This window comes from Chitinophaga agri (assembly GCF_010093065.1).
In the GTDB taxonomy this organism is placed as follows: Bacteria; Bacteroidota; Bacteroidia; order Chitinophagales; family Chitinophagaceae; genus Chitinophaga; species Chitinophaga agri.
In genome coordinates, this window is record NZ_CP048113.1 from 1,418,574 (window position 1) to 1,442,673 (window position 24,100).

Genomic DNA, 24,100 nt, shown 5'->3' on the forward strand with positions numbered 1-24,100 from the left:
GTGATCCGAAGGATCGCTGTGTCACAAAGGCTTGGCGTACCGTTGTCACATACGCGGTATACAAGGCTGTCAAGACCACTGTAGTTTGCACTTGGTGTGTATGTGAAGCTACCGTCTGCGTTCAGCACTACCGTGCCATTCACTGGAGCGGTTACCAAGCTTGCAGTCAGCGCATCTCCTTCTGGATCACTATCATTGGTCAGGACGTTACCTGTACCGATCTGGTCTTCCACTACGGTTACTGCATCATCTACTGCTACTGGCGCATCGTTTGCCGGTGTTATTGTGATCCGAAGGATCGCTGTGTCACATAGGCTTGGAACACCGTTATCACATACGCGGTATACAAGGCTGTCTAGGCCGCTGAAGTTTGCGTTCGGAGTATATGTGAAGCTACCGTCTGCATTCAACACTACTGTGCCATTCACTGGAGCCGTTACCAGGCTTGCGCTTAATCCGTCTCCTTCTGGATCGGTGTCATTAGTCAGGACGTTACCCGTGCCGATCTGGTCTTCTACTACGGTTACGGCATCATCTATTGCTACTGGTGCATCGTTTGCTGGTGTTACGGTGATCCGAAGGATCGCTGTGTCACACAGGCTTGGAACACCGTTATCACATACGCGGTATACAAGGCTGTCTAGGCCGCTGAAGTTTGCGTTCGGAGTGTATGTGAAACTACCGTCTGCGTTCAGCACTACAGTTCCATTCAGTGGTGCCGTTACCAGGCTTGCAGTCAGGGTATTACCCTCAACATCCGTATCGTTAGCCAGGACATTGCCTGTTGCTGGTACATCCTCTGTTACTGTTACATCATCATCTACCGCTACTGGTGCGTCGTTCACCGCATTTACTGTGAATCTTACTACACCGCTATCACACAGGCTTGGTACACCATTATCACATACCTGATAAACAAGGCTATCCAGGCCATTGAAGTTCGCATTCGGTGTGTATGTGAAACTACCATCAGCGTTCAGCACTACCGTTCCATTTACTGGTGCCGTTACCAATGAAGCAGTCAGGGTATTACCCTCAACATCCGTATCGTTAGTCAGGACATTACCAGTCGCTGGTACATCCTCTATTACAGTCACATTATCGTCTACCGCTACTGGGGCGTCATTCACCGCACTCACAGTAAATCTTACTACACCACTATCACACAGGCTTGGTGTGCCATTATCACATACCTGGTAAACCAGGCTATCCAGGCCATTGAAGTTTGCGTTTGGTGTATATGTGAAGCTACCATCAGCGTTCAGCACTACAGTTCCATTTACTGGTGCCGTTACCAATGAAGCTGTCAGGGCATTACCCTCAACATCCGTATCATTAGTCAGGACATTACTAGTCGCTGGTACATCCTCTATTACAGTCACATTATCGTCTACCGCTACTGGGGCATCATTTACCGCATTTACAGTGAATCTTACTACACCACTATCACACAGGCTTGGTACTCCATTATCACATACCTGGTAAACCAGGCTATCCAGGCCATTGAAGTTCCCATTCGGTGTATAGGTGAAGCTACCATCGGCGTTCAATATTACTGTTCCGTTGACTGGCGCCGTTACCAATGAAGCTGTCAGGGCATTCCCCTCAACATCCGTATCATTAGTCAGGACATTGCCTGTTGCTGCTACATCCTCTGTTACTGTTACATCATCATCTACCGCTACTGGGGCATCATTTACCGCATTTACAGTGAATCTTACTACCCCGCTGTCACACAGACTTGGTGTGCCATTATCACATACCTGGTAAACAAGGCTATCCAGGCCATTGAAATTTCCATTCGGTGTATATGTGAAGCTACCATCAGCGTTCAGCACTACCGTACCATTTACTGGTGCCGTTACCAATGACGCAGTCAGGGTATTACCCTCAACATCCGTATCATTAGTCAGGACATTACTAGTCGCTGGTACATCCTCTGTTACTGTCACATTATCATCTACCGCTACTGGGGCGTCATTCACCGCACTCACAGTAAATCTTACTACACCACTATCACACAGGCTTGGTGTGCCATTATCACATACCTGGTAAACAAGGCTATCCAGGCCATTGAAATTTCCATTCGGTGTATAGGTGAAGCTACCATCGGCGTTCAGTACAACAGTTCCGTTCACTGGCGCCGTTACCAATGACGCAGTCAGGGTATTACCTTCAACATCCGTATCATTAGTCAGGACATTACCAGTCGCTGGTACATCCTCTGTTACTGTTACGTCATCATCTACCGCTACAGGTGCGTCATTTACCGCATTCACAGTAAATCTTACAACCCCACTGTCACACAGGCTTGATACTCCATTATCACATACCTGGTATACCAGGCTATCCAGGCCATTGAAATTTCCATTCGGTGTATATGTGAAGCTACCATCGGCGTTCAGTACAACAGTTCCGTTCACTGGCGCCGTTACCAGGTTTGCAGTTAAACTATTGCCTTCTGGGTCTGTATCATTAGTCAGCACATTACCGGTCGCTGCTACATCCTCTGTTACTGTTACATCATCATCTACCGCTACCGGCGCATCATTTACCGCATTTACTGTAAATCTTACTACCCCACTGTCACACAGACTTGGTACACCATTATCACATACCTGGTAAACCAGACTATCCAGGCCATTGAAGTTTGCGTTCGGTGTATATGTGAAGCTACCATCGGCGTTCAGTACAACAGTTCCGTTCACTGGCGCCGTTACCAGGCTTGCAGTTAAACTATTGCCTTCTGGGTCTGTATCATTAGTCAGCACATTACCGGTCGCTGCTACATCCTCTGTTACTGTTACATCATCATCTACCGCTACCGGCGCATCATTTACCGCATTTACTGTAAATCTTACTACCCCACTGTCACACAGACTTGGTACACCATTATCACATACCTGGTAAACCAGACTATCCAGGCCATTGAAGTTTGCGTTCGGTGTATATGTGAAGCTACCATCGGCGTTCAGCACTACTGTACCATTTACTGGTGCCGTTACTAATGAAGCTATCAGGGCATTACCCTCAACATCCGTATCATTATTCAGGACATTACCTGTTGCTGCTACATCCTCTGTTACTGTTACGTCATCATCTACTGCCACAGGTGCGTCATTCACCGCATTCACTGTGAATCTTACTACACCACTATCACACAGGCTTGGTGTGCCATTATCACATACCTGGTATACCAGGCTATCCAGGCCATTGAAGTTCGCATTAGGTGTATATGTGAAGCTACCATCCGCGTTCAGCACTACCGTACCATTTACTGGTACCGTTACCAATGAAGCAGTAAGGGTATTACCCTCAACATCCGTATCATTAGTCAGGACATTGCCTGTTGCTGCTACATCCTCTGTTACTGTTACTTCATCATCTACCGCTACTGGGGCATCATTCACCGCATTTACAGTGAATCTTACTACTCCACTATCACACAGGCTTGGTGTGCCATTATCACATACCTGATAAACTAGGCTATCCAGGCCATTGAAGTTTGCGTTCGGTGTATATGTGAAGCTACCATCAGCGTTCAGCACTACAGTTCCATTTACTGGTGCCGTTACCAATGAAGCTGTCAGGGCATTACCCTCAACATCCGTATCATTAGTCAGGACATTGCCTGTTGCTGCTACATCCTCTGTCACGGTTACATCATCATCTACCGCTACCGGGGTGTCATTCACTGCATTTACTGTAAATCTTACTACCCCACTGTCACACAGGCTTGGTACACCATTATCACATACCTGATAAACAAGACTATCCATGCCATTGAAGTTTGCGTTCGGTGTATATGTGAAGCTACCATCAGCGTTCAGCACTACCGTACCATTCACTGGTGCCGTTACCAATGAAGCAGTCAGGGTATTACCCTCAACATCCGTATCATTAGTCACAACATTACCGGTCGCTGCTACATCCTCTATTACTGTTACATCATCATCTACCGCTACCGGGGTGTCATTCACTGCATTTACTGTAAATCTTACTACACCACTGTCACACAGGCTTGGTGTGCCATTATCACATACCTGGTAAACAAGGCTATCCAGGCCATTGAAGTTTGCGTTCGGTGTATATGTGAAGCTACCATCGGCGTTCAGCACTACCGTACCATTCACGGGAACCGTTACCAGGCTTGCAGTTAAACTATTGCCTTCTGGGTCTGTATCATTAGTCAGCACATTACCGGTCGTTGCTACATCCTCTGTTACTGTTACATCATCATCTACTGCTACAGGTGCGTCATTCACCGCATTTACTGCGAATCTTACTACCGCGCTGTCACACAGACTTGGTACACCATTATCACATACCTGGTAAACAAGGCTATCCAGGCCATTGAAATTCGCATTCGGTGTATATGTGAAACTACCATCAGCGTTCAATACTACAGTACCATTCACGGGAACCGTTACCAGGCTTGCAGTTAAACTATTGCCTTCTGGGTCTGTATCATTAGTCAGAACATTACCGGTCGCTGCTACATCCTCTGTTAATGTTACATCATCATCTACTGCTACAGGTGCGTCATTAACCGCATTTACTGTGAATCTTACTACTCCGCTGTCACACAGACTTGGTGTGCCATTATCACATACCTGGTAAACCAGACTATCCAGGCCATTGAAGTTTGCGTTTGGTGTATATGTGAAGCCACCATCAGCGTTCAGCACTACCGTACCATTTACTGGTGCCGTTACCAATGAAGCAGTCAGGGTATTACCCTCAACATCCGTATCATTAGTCAGGACATTACCAGTCGCTGGTACATCCTCTGTTACTGTCACATTATCATCTACCGCTATTGGGGCGTCATTCACCGCATTCACTGTGAATCTTACTATACCACTATCACACAGGCTTGGTGTGCCATTATCACATACCTGGTAAACCAGGCTATCCAGTCCATTGAAATTTCCATTCGGTGTATATGTGAAGCTACCGTCGGTGTTCAATATTACAGTACCATTCACGGGAACCGTTACCAATGAAGCAGTCAGGGTATTACCCTCAACATCCGTATCGTTAGTCAGGACATTGCCTGTCGCTGGTACATCCTCTGTTACAGTCACATTATCATCTACCGCTACTGGGGCGTCATTCACCGCATTTATAGTGAATCTTACTACTCCGCTGTCACACAGGCTTGGTGTGCCATTATCACATACCTGGTAAACAAGGCTATCCAAGCCATTGAAATTTCCATTCGGTGTATATGTGAAGCTACCATCAGCGTTCAGCACTACAGTTCCATTTCCTGGCGCCGTTACCAATGAAGCAGTCAGGGTATTACCCTCAACATCCGTATCGTTAGCCAGGACATTGCCTGTTGCTGGTACATCCTCTGTTACTGTTACATCATCATCTACCGCTACTGGTGCGTCGTTCACCGCATTCACTGTGAATCTTACTACACCGCTATCACACAGGCTTGGTGTGCCATTATCACATACCTGGTATACCAGGCTATCCAGGCCATTGAAATTTCCATTCGGTGTATATGTGAAGCTACCATCGGCGTTCAGTACAACAGTTCCGTTCACTGGCGCCGTTACCAGGCTTGCAGTTAAACTATTGCCTTCTGGGTCTGTATCATTAGTCAGAACATTACCGGTCGCTGCTACATCCTCTGTCACGGTCACATCATCATCTACCGCTACAGGTGCGTCATTCACCGCATTCACTGTGAATCTTACTACACCACTATCACACAGACTTGGTACACCATTATCACATACCTGGTAAACTAGGCTATCCTGACCATTGAAGTTCGCATTCGGTGTATATGTGAAGCTACCATCAGCGTTCAGCACTACCGTACCATTTACTGGTGCCGTTACCAATGATGCAGTCAGGGCATTACCCTCAACATCCGTATCATTAGTCAGGACATTGCCTGTTGCTGCTACATCCTCTGTCACGGTCACATCATCATCTACCGCTACTGGGGCGTCATTCACCGCATTCACTGTAAATCTTACTACACCGCTATCACACAGGCTTGGTACACCATTGTCACATACCTGATAAACCAAACTATCCAGGCCATTGAAGTTCGCATTAGGTGTATATGTGAAGCTACCATCGGCGTTCAGCACTACCGTACCATTTACTGGTACCGTTACCAATGAAGCAGTAAGGGTATTACCCTCAACATCCGTATCATTAGTCAGGACATTACTAGTCGCTGGTACATCCTCTATTACAGTCACATTATCGTCTACCGCTACTGGGGCATCATTTACCGCATTTACAGTGAATCTTACTACACCACTATCACACAGGCTTGGTACTCCATTATCACATACCTGGTAAACCAGGCTATCCAGGCCATTGAAGTTCCCATTCGGTGTATAGGTGAAGCTACCATCGGCGTTCAATATTACTGTTCCGTTGACTGGCGCCGTTACCAATGAAGCTGTCAGGGCATTCCCCTCAACATCCGTATCATTAGTCAGGACATTGCCTGTTGCTGCTACATCCTCTGTTACTGTTACATCATCATCTACCGCTACTGGGGCATCATTTACCGCATTTACAGTGAATCTTACTACCCCGCTGTCACACAGACTTGGTGTGCCATTATCACATACCTGGTAAACAAGGCTATCCAGGCCATTGAAATTTCCATTCGGTGTATATGTGAAGCTACCATCCGCGTTCAGCACTACAGTTCCATTCACTGGTGCTGTTACCAATGAAGCAGTGAGGGTATTACCCTCAACATCCGTATCATTAGTCAGGACATTGCCTGTTACTGGTACATCCTCTGTTACTGTTACATCATCATCTACCGCTACTGGGGCATCATTCACCGCATTCACTGTAAATCTTACTACCCCGCTATCACACAGACTTGGTGTGCCATTATCACATACCTGGTAAACCAGGCTATCCAGGCCATTGAAGTTCGCATTCGGTGTATATGTGAAGCTACCATCAGCGTTCAATACTACGGTACCATTCACTGGAACCGTTACCAGGCTTGCAGTTAAACTATTGCCTTCTGGGTCTGTATCATTAGTCAGAACATTACCGGTCGCTGCTACATCCTCTGTCACGGTCACATCATCATCTACCGCTACGGGTGCGTCATTCACCGCATTCACTGTGAATCTTACTACACCACTATCACACAGGCTTGGTGTGCCATTATCACATACCTGGTATACCAGGCTATCCAGGCCATTGAAGTTTGCGTTTGGTGTATAGGTGAAGCTACCATCAGCGTTCAGCACTACCGTACCATTTACTGGTGCCGTTACCAATGAAGCAGTCAGGGTATTACCCTCAACATCCGTATCATTAGTCAGGACATTACCAGTCGCTGGTACATCCTCTGTTACAGTCACATTATCATCTACCGCTACAGGTGCGTCATTCACCGCATTCACTGTGAATCTTACTACACCACTATCACACAGGCTTGGTACACCGTTGTCACATACCTCATAAACAAGGCTATCCAGTCCATTGAAGTTTGCGTTCGGTGTATATATGAAGCTACCATCAGCGTTCAGCACTACCGTTCCATTTACTGGTGCCGTTACTAATGAAGCTGTCAGGGCATTACCCTCAACATCCGTATCATTAGTCAGGACATTACCAGTTGCTGGTACATCCTCTGTTACTGTTACATCATCATCTACCGCTACTGGTGCGTCGTTCACCGCATTCACTGTGAATCTTACTACACCGCTATCACACAGGCTTGGTGTGCCATTATCACATACCTGATAAACTAGGCTATCCAGGCCATTGAAGTTTGCGTTCGGTGTATATGTGAAGCTACCATCAGCGTTCAGCACTACAGTTCCATTTACTGGTGCCGTTACCAATGAAGCTGTCAGGGCATTACCCTCAACATCCGTATCATTAGTCAGGACATTGCCTGTTGCTGCTACATCCTCTGTCACGGTTACATCATCATCTACCGCTACCGGCGCGTCATTTACCGCATTCACAGTAAATCTTACTACTCCACTATCACACAGGCTTGGTGTGCCATTATCACATACCTGATATACCAGACTATCCAGGCCATTGAAATTCCCATTCGGTGTATATGTGAAGCTACCATCTGCGTTCAGCACTACCGTACCATTCACTGGTGCTGTTACCAATGACGCAGCCAGGGCATTACCTTCAACATCCGTATCATTAGTCAGGACATTGCCTGTTGCTGCTACATCCTCTGTTACTGTTACATCATCATCTACCGCTACTGGGGCATCATTCACCGCATTCACTGTGAATCTTACTACTCCACTATCACACAGGCTTGGTGTGCCATTATCACATACCTGATAAACTAGGCTATCCAGGCCATTGAAGTTTGCGTTCGGTGTATATGTGAAGCTACCATCAGCGTTCAGCACTACAGTTCCATTTACTGGTGCCGTTACCAATGAAGCTGTCAGGGCATTACCCTCAACATCCGTATCATTAGTCAGGACATTGCCTGTTGCTGCTACATCCTCTGTCACGGTTACATCATCATCTACCGCTACCGGGGTGTCATTCACTGCATTTACTGTAAATCTTACTACCCCACTGTCACACAGGCTTGGTACACCATTATCACATACCTGATAAACAAGACTATCCATGCCATTGAAGTTTGCGTTCGGTGTATATGTGAAGCTACCATCAGCGTTCAGCACTACCGTACCATTCACTGGTGCCGTTACCAATGAAGCAGTCAGGGTATTACCCTCAACATCCGTATCATTAGTCACAACATTACCGGTCGCTGCTACATCCTCTATTACTGTTACATCATCATCTACCGCTACCGGGGTGTCATTCACTGCATTTACTGTAAATCTTACTACACCACTGTCACACAGGCTTGGTGTGCCATTATCACATACCTGGTAAACAAGGCTATCCAGGCCATTGAAGTTTGCGTTCGGTGTATATGTGAAGCTACCATCGGCGTTCAGCACTACCGTACCATTCACGGGAACCGTTACCAGGCTTGCAGTTAAACTATTGCCTTCTGGGTCTGTATCATTAGTCAGAACATTACCGGTCGCTGCTACATCCTCTGTCACGGTCACATCATCATCTACCGCTACAGGTGCGTCATTCACCGCATTCACTGTGAATCTTACTACACCACTATCACACAGGCTTGGTACACCGTTGTCACATACCTCATAAACAAGGCTATCCTGACCATTGAAGTTCGCATTCGGTGTATATGTGAAGCTACCATCAGCGTTCAGCACTACCGTACCATTTACTGGTGCCGTTACCAATGATGCAGTCAGGGCATTACCCTCAACATCCGTATCATTAGTCAGGACATTGCCTGTTGCTGCTACATCCTCTGTTACTGTTACATCATCATCTACCGCTACTGGGGCATCATTTACCGCATTTACAGTGAATCTTACTACCCCGCTGTCACACAGACTTGGTGTGCCATTATCACATACCTGGTAAACAAGGCTATCCAGGCCATTGAAGTTTGCGTTCGGTGTATATGTGAAGCTACCATCGGCGTTCAGCACTACCGTACCATTCACGGGAACCGTTACCAGGCTTGCAGTTAAACTATTGCCTTCTGGGTCTGTATCATTAGTCAGAACATTACCGGTCGCTGCTACATCCTCTGTCACGGTCACATCATCATCTACCGCTACAGGTGCGTCATTCACCGCATTCACTGTGAATCTTACTACACCACTATCACACAGGCTTGGTACACCGTTGTCACATACCTCATAAACAAGGCTATCCTGACCATTGAAGTTCGCATTCGGTGTATATGTGAAGCTACCATCAGCGTTCAGCACTACCGTACCATTTACTGGTGCCGTTACCAATGATGCAGTCAGGGCATTACCCTCAACATCCGTATCATTAGTCAGGACATTGCCTGTTGCTGCTACATCCTCTGTCACGGTCACATCATCATCTACCGCTACTGGGGCGTCATTCACCGCATTCACTGTAAATCTTACTATCCCGCTATCACACAGGCTTGGTACACCATTGTCACATACCTGATAAACCAAACTATCCTGACCATTGAAGTTCGCATTCGGTGTATATGTGAAGCTACCATCAGCGTTCAGCACTACCGTACCATTTACTGGTGCCGTTACCAATGATGCAGTCAGGGCATTACCCTCAACATCCGTATCATTAGTCAGGACATTGCCTGTTGCTGCTACATCCTCTGTCACGGTCACATCATCATCTACCGCTACTGGGGCGTCATTCACCGCATTCACTGTAAATCTTACTACCCCGCTATCACACAGACTTGGTACACCATTGTCACATACCTGATAAACCAAACTATCCTGACCATTGAAGTTCGCATTCGGTGTATATGTGAAGCTACCATCCGCGTTCAGCACTACAGTTCCATTCACTGGTGCTGTTACCAATGAAGCTGTCAGGGCATTACCCTCAACATCCGTATCATTAGTCAGGACATTGCCTGTTGCTAGTACATCCTCTGTTACTGTTACTTCATCATCTACCGCTACTGGGGCGTCATTCACCGCATTCACTGTAAATCTTACTATCCCGCTATCACACAGGCTTGGTACACCATTGTCACATACCTGATAAACCAAACTATCCTGACCATTGAAGTTCGCATTCGGTGTATATGTGAAGCTACCATCCGCGTTCAGCACTACAGTTCCATTCACTGGTGCTGTTACCAATGAAGCTGTCAGGGCATTACCCTCAACATCCGTATCATTAGTCAGGACATTGCCTGTTGCTAGTACATCCTCTGTTACTGTTACATCATCATCTACTGCTATTGGGGCATCATTTACTGCATTCACTGTGAATCTTACTACTCCGCTATCACACAGGCTTGGTACACCATTGTCACATACCTGATAAACCAAACTATCCTGACCATTGAAGTTCGCATTCGGTGTATATGTGAAGCTACCATCCGCGTTCAGCACTACAGTTCCATTCACTGGTGCTGTTACCAATGAAGCAGTGAGGGTATTACCCTCAACATCCGTATCATTAGTCAGGACATTGCCTGTTACTGGTACATCCTCTGTTACTGTTACATCATCATCTACCGCTACTGGGGCATCATTCACCGCATTCACTGTAAATCTTACTACCCCGCTATCACACAGACTTGGTGTGCCATTATCACATACCTGGTAAACCAGGCTATCCAGGCCATTGAAGTTCGCATTCGGTGTATATGTGAAGCTACCATCAGCGTTCAATACTACGGTACCATTCACTGGAACCGTTACCAGGCTTGCAGTTAAACTATTGCCTTCTGGGTCTGTATCATTAGTCAGAACATTACCGGTCGCTGCTACATCCTCTGTCACGGTCACATCATCATCTACCGCTACGGGTGCGTCATTCACCGCATTCACTGTGAATCTTACTACACCACTATCACACAGGCTTGGTGTGCCATTATCACATACCTGGTATACCAGGCTATCCAGGCCATTGAAGTTTGCGTTTGGTGTATAGGTGAAGCTACCATCAGCGTTCAGCACTACCGTACCATTTACTGGTGCCGTTACCAATGAAGCAGTCAGGGTATTACCCTCAACATCCGTATCATTAGTCAGGACATTACCAGTCGCTGGTACATCCTCTGTTACAGTCACATTATCATCTACCGCTACAGGTGCGTCATTCACCGCATTCACTGTGAATCTTACTACACCACTATCACACAGGCTTGGTACACCGTTGTCACATACCTCATAAACAAGGCTATCCAGTCCATTGAAGTTTGCGTTCGGTGTATATATGAAGCTACCATCAGCGTTCAGCACTACCGTTCCATTTACTGGTGCCGTTACTAATGAAGCTGTCAGGGCATTACCCTCAACATCCGTATCATTAGTCAGGACATTACCAGTTGCTGGTACATCCTCTGTTACTGTTACATCATCATCTACCGCTACTGGTGCGTCGTTCACCGCATTCACTGTGAATCTTACTACACCGCTATCACACAGGCTTGGTGTGCCATTATCACATACCTGGTAAACAAGGCTATCCAGGCCATTGAAGTTTGCGTTCGGTGTATAGGTGAAGCTACCATCTGCGTTCAGTACTACTGTTCCATTTACTGGTGCCGTTACCAATGAAGCTGTCAGGGCATTACCCTCAACATCCGTATCATTAGTCAGGACATTACCAGTTGCTGGTACATCCTCTGTTACTGTTACATTATCGTCTACCGCTACAGGGGCGTCGTTTACCGGCGTCACAATAAAGGAGAGTAATGCCGTATCGCACGCTCCCGACGGATCACAGGCACTATACACAGCGCCGTCCGGACCATTATAGCCCGGATTCGGTGTATAGGTAAACGTTCCGTTTGCATTGAATACAAGCGTACCATTCGTTGTCGTAGATATCAACGTAGCTGTCAGTGGATCTCCATCAGGATCGGTATCGTTATCCAACACATTACCTGTCATCAGACTATCTTCCGGCATTGCATAGACGTTGTCCAATGCCACAGGCGCATCATTCACACTATTCACTAAAATGGTCACCAGGGCAGTATCACATAACCCTCCCGGATCACAGGCCCGGTAAATGAATGTATCGATACCATTATATCCCGGATCTGGTACATATGTAAACGACCTGTCACTGTTCAGCGTCACACGGCCATGCGCGGCAGGTGTTTGGATTGCTACAGAAAGTGGATCTCCATCTACGTCACTGTCATTAATCAACAGACCTGGCGCTGCCACGCTGAGGAGAATGTCCTCATCTGTCTGATAACTATCTGGCAGCGCAACCGGCGTATCGTTCACCGGAGTAATGGTCAGTCTGATATAACCTGTATCACAGGCGCCATACGGATCACACACTTCATACTGCACGCTGTCCAGACCATTAAAGTTCGGATTAGGTCTGTAAGTATAGGTTCCATCAGGATTGGTTGTGTAAGAGCCGTTCAGCGGAGTGCCAATCGGCCTGCCCTGTAAGGCATCACCGTCAGGATCGTAGTCATTTATCAATGCTACCTGGGCTGTAAATGTGATGACGGTATCCTCACGCCTTGTAAACTGATCGTCTACTGCCACCGGACGGTCATTCACCGGATTAATAATAAACAGGATCTTTGCCGTATCACAGGCACCTAATGGATCACAAACATTATATATCGCACTATCCCTTCCATTGTAATCTCTATTCGGCACATACGTGAACCCTCCATTTCGATTCAGCTGCAGCTGACCATGAAGCGCCGCTGTTACAATAGTAGACGTCAACTGATCCCCGTCAATATTAATATCATTAGACAGTACGCCTGGCGTTCCCAAGGTGATCGTACTATCTTCGTTGAAGTTGTAAATATCAATATTGCCAACCGGTGCATCATTCACCGGTAATACATTGATCGTAACAGTACCACTTGTACACTGATCAGCACCCAATGTATCACATACAAGGTAAGTAAACCGGTCAGTGCCATTGAAATCCGCATTCGGCGTATACACAAAGCTACCATCATAATTTACTATCACAGTACCATTTGCAGGCGCTGTCTCCAGTGATGTTACCAAGGGAGCGCCATCAGGATCTGTATCATTGATCAGCACTCCTGGCGCTGGTACTGTCAACTGTACATCTTCATCTGTTGTATAATTATCATTACCTGCTACAGGAGGGTCTGGTACCGCCGCTACATTAAATCTTACAATACCCGTATCACAGGAACCAGACGGATCACAAACACTGTATAGCAAACTGTCAGGACCGTTATAGTTAGCTACCGGCGTATAACTAAAGCTGCCATCCCGGTTTAACGTCAATGTACCATGAGCCGGATTTGTCAATACGCTTACTGCCAGCGGATCACCATCAACGTCTGTATCATTACCCAGCACTCCCGGCGGCGCCACCGTCAAACTACCATCCTCATCCACAGAGAACACATCATCCTGCGCTACCGGTTTATCATTTACCGGGGTCAGTTCCACTACAACTACACCTGTGTCGCAAGCTCCCGAAGGATCACACACCTGGTACTGTATGCTATCCAGACCATTAAAGTTTGCATTCGGTATATAAGTATATGTACCATCGGGATTTGCAATCACCGTGCCCTTGGTCAGCGTACCGATAGGTCGGCCGGTCAGCACATCTCCGTCCACATCTATATCATTCGCCAATATCACAGATGTGGGGAAAGTAATAACGGTATCTTCTGTCCGCAGGAAATAATCATTCACCGCTATAGGTGGATCATTAACAGGCGTTACCCTGATCACTACATTCGCCGTACCACACAAACCGCCCAGATCACATGCCCGGTAAGTAAAGGAATCCAGGCCATTGAAATTTAGATTTGGTCTGTAGTTAAATGACCCGTCGGAATTTAACGTCAGCGTACCACTTGCCGGATATTCCACAGTAGATACCAGTACATCCCCATCCGGATCAGTATCATTCTTTAACACGCCCGCGGTAGCCGGTACCTGCAGCGTTACATCTTCTGATACCTCATACGTATCCGGTAAGGCAACAGGAGGATCATTCGCCGGTGTAATATTAAGGATGATCAACCCGGTGTCACAAAGGCCCATGCCATCACATACCTCATATTGAATACTATCAAGTCCATTAAAGTTAGGCGCAGGGGTATAAGTATACGTACCATCCGGATTGGATACATAGGACCCGTTATTGAGCGTGCCAATAGGCCGGCCTGTCAGGATATCTCCATCTACATCAATGTCGTTTGCCAGGATCACGGACGGTGGGAAGGTCAAAACAGTATCCTCCGACCGGGCAAAGAAATCGTTCACGGCAATAGGTGCATCATTCACCGGTGTTACTGTAATAGTTACCTTGCCCGGCGAACAAGCTCCACTCAGGTCACAGGCATTATAAGTAAACGAATCTACACCATTGAAGTTTGGATTAGGACGGTAGATGAATGAACCGTCGGAATTTAATGTCAGCGATCCACTCGTCGGACTCACCAACGTAGACACCAGCACCTCGCCATCCGCATCAAAGTCATTGCTCAGCACTCCTGCAGCAGCCACGTTAAGCACATTGTCTTCCGCAACCGCATAATTGTCGTTGCCTGTCTGCGGCGCATCATTCACAGGATTCACCGTAATAAAGACAGTTGCAGTATCACATAGTGGGATGGTACCGTCATCACAGATCTGGTACCAGAACATATCTGTGCCGTTGAAGTTCTCACCTGGCGTGTAAGAGAAGGTTCCGTCAGCATTCAATATCAGTGTTCCGCTGGACGGACCTTCCACCAGGCTGGCTGTCAGATTATTCCCTTCCAGATCACTGTCATTTAGTAATACATTACCTGTCAGATTCACATCCTCATTCGTACTCACAGAATCATTCACTGCCACTGGGCGGTCGTTCACAGGCAGAATATTGATGAACACAATAGAGGTATCGCAGGCTCCATTCGCATCGCAGGCATTATAGATAAACTGATCTGTGCCATTGAAGTTCAGATTAGGCCTGTAAGAGAAACTACCATCGGGCCAAATGGTCACTACACCATTAGCCGGACCTGTCAACAATGCTGCATTCAACTGGGTACCTGGGTCAGGATCCGTATCATTACCCAGTACACCTGGAGGTGCTACATACAACTCTTCATCTTCATTCACCGTATAGAAATCAGGATTTGCTACCGGTGGATCATTTTCATCGCCCACATTGAAGTAAATACGAGCGGTATCACAAGCGCCTGATGGATCACATACACGATAAAGCGCGGAGTCAAGTCCGGTGGAATCCAGCGTTGGGGTATAGGTAAATGTACCGTTACTATTGAAGGTAATAGTACCTCTGGCTGGTTGTGTGATCAGTGTAAAGGTCAGCGGATCGCCATCTGCATCATTATCATTCTGCGAAACATCGCCATTAATAACCACATCCTCATCACCATTTAAGATGTCATTCCTCGCGATAACCGTATCGTTTACCGGAGTGATAGTAATATAAGCCGTGTCAGCCACGCAACTACCCGCCGGATCACATACATTATAAGTAAAGAAGTCTGTACCATTATAGTCAAGCCGCGGCGTGTATACAAAACTACCATCAGCTGCAAGTATCACATTACCGTTTGCCGGCGCCTGTAACAACGTAGCTGTCAATACATCACCGTCCACATCGGTGTCATTCGCGAGCACACCATTGGCTACACCGACGTTCAGCAGGACATCTTCCGGTGTGGTATAGGTCTCGGAAGACGTTACTGGCGCATCATTTACCGGTACTACTACCACCCTCACCACCGCTGTATCACATGTACCCTGGTTGTCACATACCCTGTAAGTAAATGAATCCAGCCCCCGGTAATCAGCATTCGGTGTATATGTAAAACTACCATTAGCATTGATACTCACTGTACCATTGGCCGGACTAAGCACAGCGCCTGTTATTGTTAACGGATCTCCATCCGGATCTGTATCATTGAACAATATACCCGGAGCGGCTACTGTCAATGGTACATCTTCAGAAGTAGTATAGTTATCATCAGTGCCTACCGGCGCATCGTTATCATTTGTAATAGTCAACCTTACTACGGCCGTATCACAAGCCGCCGGTACATTATTATCACAGACATTATATACGAACAGGTCTGTACCTGTGTAATCTCTGGCTGGTGTATACGTGAAACTGCCATTTGGATTGATGGTGACCGTACCATGAGCGGGTTGCCTGAATATACCAGTCACCCGCAGCGGATTACCATCCACATCTGTATCATTGGCCAGCACTCCCGGAGTTGCGATCGTCAGCGGCACATCTTCCTCCAGTGTATAGGTATCATCTACCCCATCCGGTGCATCGTTCACCGGTGTTACATTGATCGTAACGGAACCCGTATCACAAAGGCTTGGCGTACCATTATCACAGGCCAGATAAGTGAATGTCACTATTCCGTTGAAATTCGTCGCTGGTGTGTATACGAATCCACCATTGGGATTCAATACCAGGTTGCCACTGGCCGGACCGGTCAGCAAACTTGCCGTAAGCGTATTTCCATCCTTATCGCTATCGTTGAATAGTACACCGCTGGCTGCAACGGTCAGCGTATTATCTTCTGCCACCGTGTATACATCATTCACCACTGTCGGCGTATCATTCACGGGCGCAATAGTGATCACCGCCAGCGCGGTATCGCACAATCCGCTACCGTCACAGGCTCTGTAAGTAAAGCTGTCCAAACCATTAAAATCCCGGTTTGGCGTATACACGAACCCACCATTACTATTCAGTGTCAGTGTACCATTCAGCGGATTACGCAGCACACTGGAGGTCAGCGCATCTCCGTCCAAATCTGTATCATTGCCCAATACGCCTGGCGCGGTGATGGTCAGCGTTGTTTCTTCATTGGTCGCATAGTTATCATCTGTCGCAACAGGCGCATCATTCACCGGTAGCACAGTCAGCACTACACTACCCGTATCACAGGCGCCTGATGGATCACACGCACGGTAATAGAACGTATCCGCGCCATTGAAATTAGGTGCAGGTGTATAGGTAAAGCTACCATTAGAATTCAATACCAGTGTTCCATGTGCAGGTAGTGTTACCACGGAAGCTGTCAGCGGATCTCCATCAGGATCATTATCATTAAACAATATCCCCGGTGCGCCTACGGTGAGCGTGACGTCCTCTGTTGCTGTATAACTGATATCACCTGTAACAGGCGCATCATTCACTGCTGAGATATTAATAGTAACAGTGCCGGTATCACAACCTCCTTTACCATCACATACGCGATATGTATAAGTATCTGTACCATTATAATTAGCTTTCGGTATATAGGTAAAGCTACCATTAGGGTTGATTGCCACGGTACCATTCACTGGTCCTGCCAGCAGTGTAACTGTCAATGGATCACCATCAACATCTGTGTCATTTGCCAACAGACCCGGAGCAGCAACTGTCAGTGGCGCGTCTTCCGAAGCGTTATATGTATCATCTCCGGCGACAGGGGCATCATTCTCAGCCGCTACGGTTATTGTAGCAGTGGCAGTATCACACAACTGAGGTGTGCCATTGTCACATACGCTGAATGTGAAGACATCTGTACCATTATAATTTGCATTTGGTGTATAAGTGAAGCTACCATTTGGATTAACTGCAATGGTACCATTGGATGGTTGCGTAACAATTGCTGCGGTCAGCGTACCTCCTTCCCTGTCGCGGCTGGCCCCCAGGAGACCCGGAGGATTAATGCTCAATGGAATGTCCTCTCTCGCTGAGAAGCTTACATCTCCTGCATCAGGGGCATCATTTACAGCATTAATGGTCAGCGTAACCGTGCCGGTATCACAGGCGCCATTGCCATCACATGCTTTGTAGGTAAATACGTCCGTACCATTGTAATCAGGAGCCGGTGTATAGATAAAGCTACCATCACCATTAACAGTGACAGTACCATGTGCCGGATTGGTGACCAGCGATGCAGTCAGTGTGTTACCATCTGCATCGGTATCATTGGCCAGCAGACCTGGTGCTGAGATATTCAGCGGTGTATCTTCATTCAGGGCATAATCGTCGTTCACTACTACGGGCGTATCATTTACCGGCCTTACGGTGATCGTTACAAGGGCGGTATCGCACAGCTGCGGCGTACCATTGTCACACGCCCGGTAAATAAAGCTTACTACTCCGTTAAAATCCGGCGCTGGTGTATAGATCAGACGGCCATTCGGATTCAGCGTGACAGTACCACTCGCGGGTGTAGTAACGATACTTACTGTCAGCGGATCACCGTCTGCATCTGTATCATTGCTCAGCACACCCGGCACGACCACATCCACTACCTTATCTTCATCAGTTACATAGGCGTCGTCATTCGCCACAGGCGCGTCGTTCACAGCGTTCACTGTAATGGTCGCCGTCGCATTGCTACACTCACCACTTGCATCACAGGCGGAATATGCAAATGAAACGACACCATTAAAGTTAGCTACAGGTACATAACGGAAGGAACCGTTCGGGTTCAGTGTCAGTGTACCACTAGCGGGTGGTGTTAAGAGTGTGGCGCTCAGGACATCATTATCCGCATCGGTATCATTGGACAATACCCCACTCGCTGGCACGTCCAACGGCGTGTCTTCGTTGACACTATAGCTGTCATTCACAGCCACCGGTGCGTCATTGTCGTTACCTACTTCCAGTCTCACCGTAGCTGTATCACAAAGGCCGCCGCCATCACAGACACGGTAGGTAAAGGTAGCGATACCATTATAGTTGACCGGTGGTGTATAGGTAAGCGAACCATTACCGTTCAATACCAGTGTACCTGCGGTCACCGAAGTAATCAGTACGGCTGTCAGCTGATCTCCATCGGGATCACTGTCATTGCCCAGGACACCCGGTGCCGGGATGGTGATGGTCATGTCCTCAACGAGGTTAATATCATCATCGACGGCCACTGGCGCATCATTCACTGGTGTGATCGTAACAGAGACAGTAGCGGTATTAGAAAGTGTACCCAGATTATCTCTTACAGTATAACTGAAGACATCATTACCATTATAATTAAGATTCGGCGTATAGGTTACCACGCCATTCGCGGCTACACTCAGGGTACCATGTGCAGGCTGGTTCACGATGGTTACGCTGGCCGGATTGATGGTACCATCCGCATCTGTATCATTACTTAATATACTTATATTGACTGCCACGTCCTCATTTGTAGTCACCACATCATTCGTAGCCACAGGTGCCGCATTGATAATGATCAGCACATCATCTGTACTTGGTGCACAGGGAGGATTGGTGATGGTCCAGCGGAAAGTATAGATACCTGCTGTCAGTCCGGTAACACTGGTCGTGTTGGAAGACGGGTTGACAATAGTCGCCGTATTCGGACCGGATACCTGTGTCCAGCTACCCGTGCCGGTTGCAGGGACGTTTGCGGACAGTGTTGCAGATGTCGCATTTAATGGTCCCTGGTCGGGGCCTGCGTTCGCTGCCGTTGTTGTACCATTTACGGTGACCTGTATCACATTGCTTACGCTGGAAGCGCAACCATCAGAAGTAATTGTTCTTCTGTACTGGGTGGTTTGTGTCAATGGTGCCGGGGCCGTATAATTCTGTGTATTGCTGGTTCCTGGCGCAACAGTGAAACTACCACCACCCACACTTACTTCCCACTGATAGGTGAATACCCCATTACCACCTGCCGGTGTACTACCAGTAAGTGTGGCTGGTGTAGAGCCACTACAGATTGTCTGTGCAGCAGCAATTGTATTATTAGACAATGCAGGATTAACAGTGACAGTGATCACATTCGAATTAATATCCGCGCAGGTAGCCGAACGGGTGATCCTGCGGAAATAGGTGGTCTGCGAGAGAGATGGTGCATCATAGGTCACGGCAGTCGCTCCGCTGATATCGGTAAAGCCGGTAGTCGTGCCGGTCAAAGAACTCTGCCATTGGTAGGTGTAGGTTCCATTACCACCAGTCGGTGCGGTGGTTTGTGTAAAGGCAGCAGGATCACCGCTTGCGCAGAAGGTCTGGTTACCAGCTACGACACCCGGTGTCAGTGATGCATTCACGGTTACGGTCAGCACATTGCTGATCGCATCAGCACAAACACCAGAACGGGCGATCCTTCTGTAATAAGTGGTCTGATTAATAACAGTCGCATCATAGGCAGCAGCTGTGGCACCGGAGATATCTGTAAATCCGCTGCCTGCACTGGTGACAGAACTCTGCCACTGATAGGTATATGTACCACTGCCGCCAGTTGGTGCCGTTGTTTGTGTAAAGGCAACCGGGTCACCGGATACGCAGAACTCCTGACTGGCGGCAATGGCGCCGGCGGTCAGGGAAGGCTGTACGGTGATGGTGACCACATTACTGGTGGATGGGGTAGAACAGGCACTGGACGTTACCTGACGACGGTAATAGGTGGTGGCACTGGCTGCAGGAGGATCATACGACTGACTGGTCGCCCCTGCTATATTCGTGTATGTAGCGTTATCAGTACTACTTTGCCACTGGTAAGTAAACGTACCGCTACCTCCCGCTGGTGCAGCACCGGTAATAACAGCTGCATCACCGGAAGAACAGAATGTTGTCGTAGCTGGTGCTGTAATGGTATTATTCGTGACAGCCGACTGTATAGTGATCGTCACCACATTACTTGCGCTGGCTGTTGTACAGGCGCCAGACGTAATGAGCCTGCGGAAATAGGTTGTGGTGGAGGTTACCGGCGGATCATAAGCCTGTGATGTCGCACCGGAGATATTGGTGTAGGTGACATTGTCTGACGACTGCTGCCATTGATAAGTATACGTCCCACTCCCCCCTGTTGGTGTCGTACCATTGATCACAGCAGGATCTCCTGCTCCGCAGAAAGTGGTCGTCGCCGGCGCAGTGATTGTATTCCCACCTAACGCGGCCTGTACGGTAACAGACACGTCACTGACACTTGGCGTACAGGTACCATTGGAGATAGTCCAGCGGAATACATAAGTACCCGTTACCAGACTGCTCACGCTTGTTGTCGGAGAACTGGTATTGGCTATCACGGCCGTTCCTGGTCCGCTCACCTGTGTCCAGGAACCGGTACCCACTGTTGGAGTATTAGCTGCCAGCGCAGTAGATGTCGCCGCACATAATGTCTGTGCGGGCCCGGCATTTGAAGCGGTAGGCGTCTGCGATACAGCAACTACATCTGTTTTAATATTATTACAACCTACACCCGAGGGCAGGGCGTCGCACTCCAACTGTGGATCAGTCGGAACAGCAGCATCCGGATTTGTCGCGTCCGGATCCGTAACGTCCTGCGGACGCATGATGGCGGATGTTACAGATAAGGAGCCTCCGGCAGGGAATGTAGAAATGGTTCCTGTGATAGTAAATGTCACTACCGAAGCATTGTTCATTGATAATGTGGCAGAATATTGTGTGGCTGTGGTTGTACCATCTGTTACCGTAGCAATACCGGAAGTAGCAGCACTGGTAACACTCACGTTTGTCAGGTTAGCCGGGAAGTTAAACTGATAAGTAGCACCCACCACGTTGTTCGGTCCATTATTTCTTACAGCAGTAGTATAGGTCACAGTCCCGCCCTGACAAAGTGTTGTTGTTGATTTATTAATGTTGACGACTTCCAGATCAGCCTCCCTTAATACGATCAATAGCGGAACAGGCACCGGAACACTTGTCAGATAAGACCAGGTATCAATACCATTTTCATTACCGAAGTCAGTACCACTATAAGCAGTGGAACCGAACCTATGACCGTTTGTTGTACTGGAAATACCGGTCGTAGCAGTACTAATCGGATTAGAAGCGGTACCGTTTACCGTCAGCTGAGAATCATCCCAATACACGACATCATTGGGAGCACCTGTACCATTAGTACGGGTAATAATAATTCCCGACGGATTATTCTCCACATCTATAAATGGAAAATGCACCTCGCCGGCAAACAGCACGACACGCGTATTATAAGTTGTCATGCCGGATAAGACTTTTGCCCCCTGCCCGTTATTACCATCCCAATACACACTGTTGTTACCAACAGTAGCACTACCGGTCAGACGGCGATCCACGGCATCTGTATACACACCATTGCCGTTGATGTCTATATCAACGGCGTAATTAGCTGCGTAGGATGAGGTGAAAGTAATATTACCCCCTGCGGGATTCGTACCCGCCACTCCGGGTGTGCCTTCCACTCCGACAAAAGATACGACTGTGGCAGTTATGACGGGGGGTGTGGTGAGTAGCCATGTAGAGCCCGACACACTATTGGCACTCGCAGGCAGGTCTGCGGCGGGTGCATTGAAGAAGATCTTGTGGGTGATATCTGTTTCTGTATCCGCAGTACGTGGATCCTTTAGTCTGAGACTGGCCAGATCATCCACGCTTTTATAGGTAGGGTCACCATCTGTGGTACGAAAGCCTTTATTGTTAGCCACAAAAGAAAAACCAAAACCCGCCTGGCCGTTATTATTAACAGTATAGATATAACCATCATTGGTCAGTACCCTGAGTATCGCGTTAAATGTTGCGTTAGCAGCACCCAGGTTGGCGGTAAAAATATTCGTATAGAGGCGACCAGGGATGAACGCCGTATTGGCACTGTTCCTAACGCTGACATCAAATGCTGCTATCATGGAAGAACTGGTCGGCTGTGTCCAGTTACCGGTAGATAATATCGCTGTTGGATTAGCAGCATTCGCTGCATTGGGTGGTACAAAATCTATTTCCCATATACCTGCCTGCCCGGCGGCAACAGTGACTATGCCTGGGTTATACCCTGTGGTGAGTGCGCCTACATTAGGTCCATTTACCTCCTGAGTACGGTTACTGATACGCCCTACTGTCGTACTCGTACCTGTCGTATACGTGGCACCGTTAGGCGCGCGCAGAATTATCGTACCATTACCAATACCCTGTGCACTGGACCCGACAAATATACGTTCACCTACATTCACGAATACCTTCACTGTTCCCGTTGTGGGGAACAGATTGTTCACACTTGTGGCAGACGCAGCGTTCAGATAAGCACGATATCCACCGCTCTGATTCAACTCCTTACTACCTTCTGCTCTCGCAGAAAAGCGCGTGACAACAACTGCTGCTAAAAGCAGACACCAGATTTTTAACCCTCTGAGAAGGTTACGACAGTAAAGTTCTACCATTCAAAATGGAATAGGTGATATATGACGTTTGATTGTTCACAACATGGAATAGTCACACTGCACGATAGATCGTACTGCACAATGCTTATGTAAGCTGTACTCTGAAGCGGAAGTGGGTTATGAAAAATAGGCTCTTACAGGATACTCCTGTTAAAAGTAAAACTCTCTGGTAAGGCGGTGGTTATGAAGAAAAGTACTTATAAAAAGAAAGAAAATTTTTTAAGGGACTGCGATAGTCGGTTACAATAACAATGACATCTTTCTTCAATAGACAATTCAAATATATGTTAAAAGAATTAAAAAATCCAAATCGGATAATTGATCTTCTATTCTCAAATAAAATAAATTATTATCATGATAAAAAACGTGCATGACAGTATGTAATGCTTTTCTTACAGCCTGAACAAGTGAAGACGTAGGTT

1 protein-coding gene (running past one end of the window) is annotated in these 24,100 nt (G+C 47.4%); it reads right to left on the bottom strand.

From position 1 onward, the window contains the following. Window positions 1–23,678, bottom strand: partial view of an Ig-like domain-containing protein gene (locus GWR21_RS05315; protein WP_162330734.1) — the 5' portion only. The gene continues 13,591 nt to the left of window position 1, outside the view; the window shows 23,678 of its 37,269 coding nt (coding positions 1–23,678); the start codon lies at window positions 23,676–23,678; its stop codon lies off the left edge, out of view. Window positions 23,679–24,100: the final 422 nt, after the last annotated feature.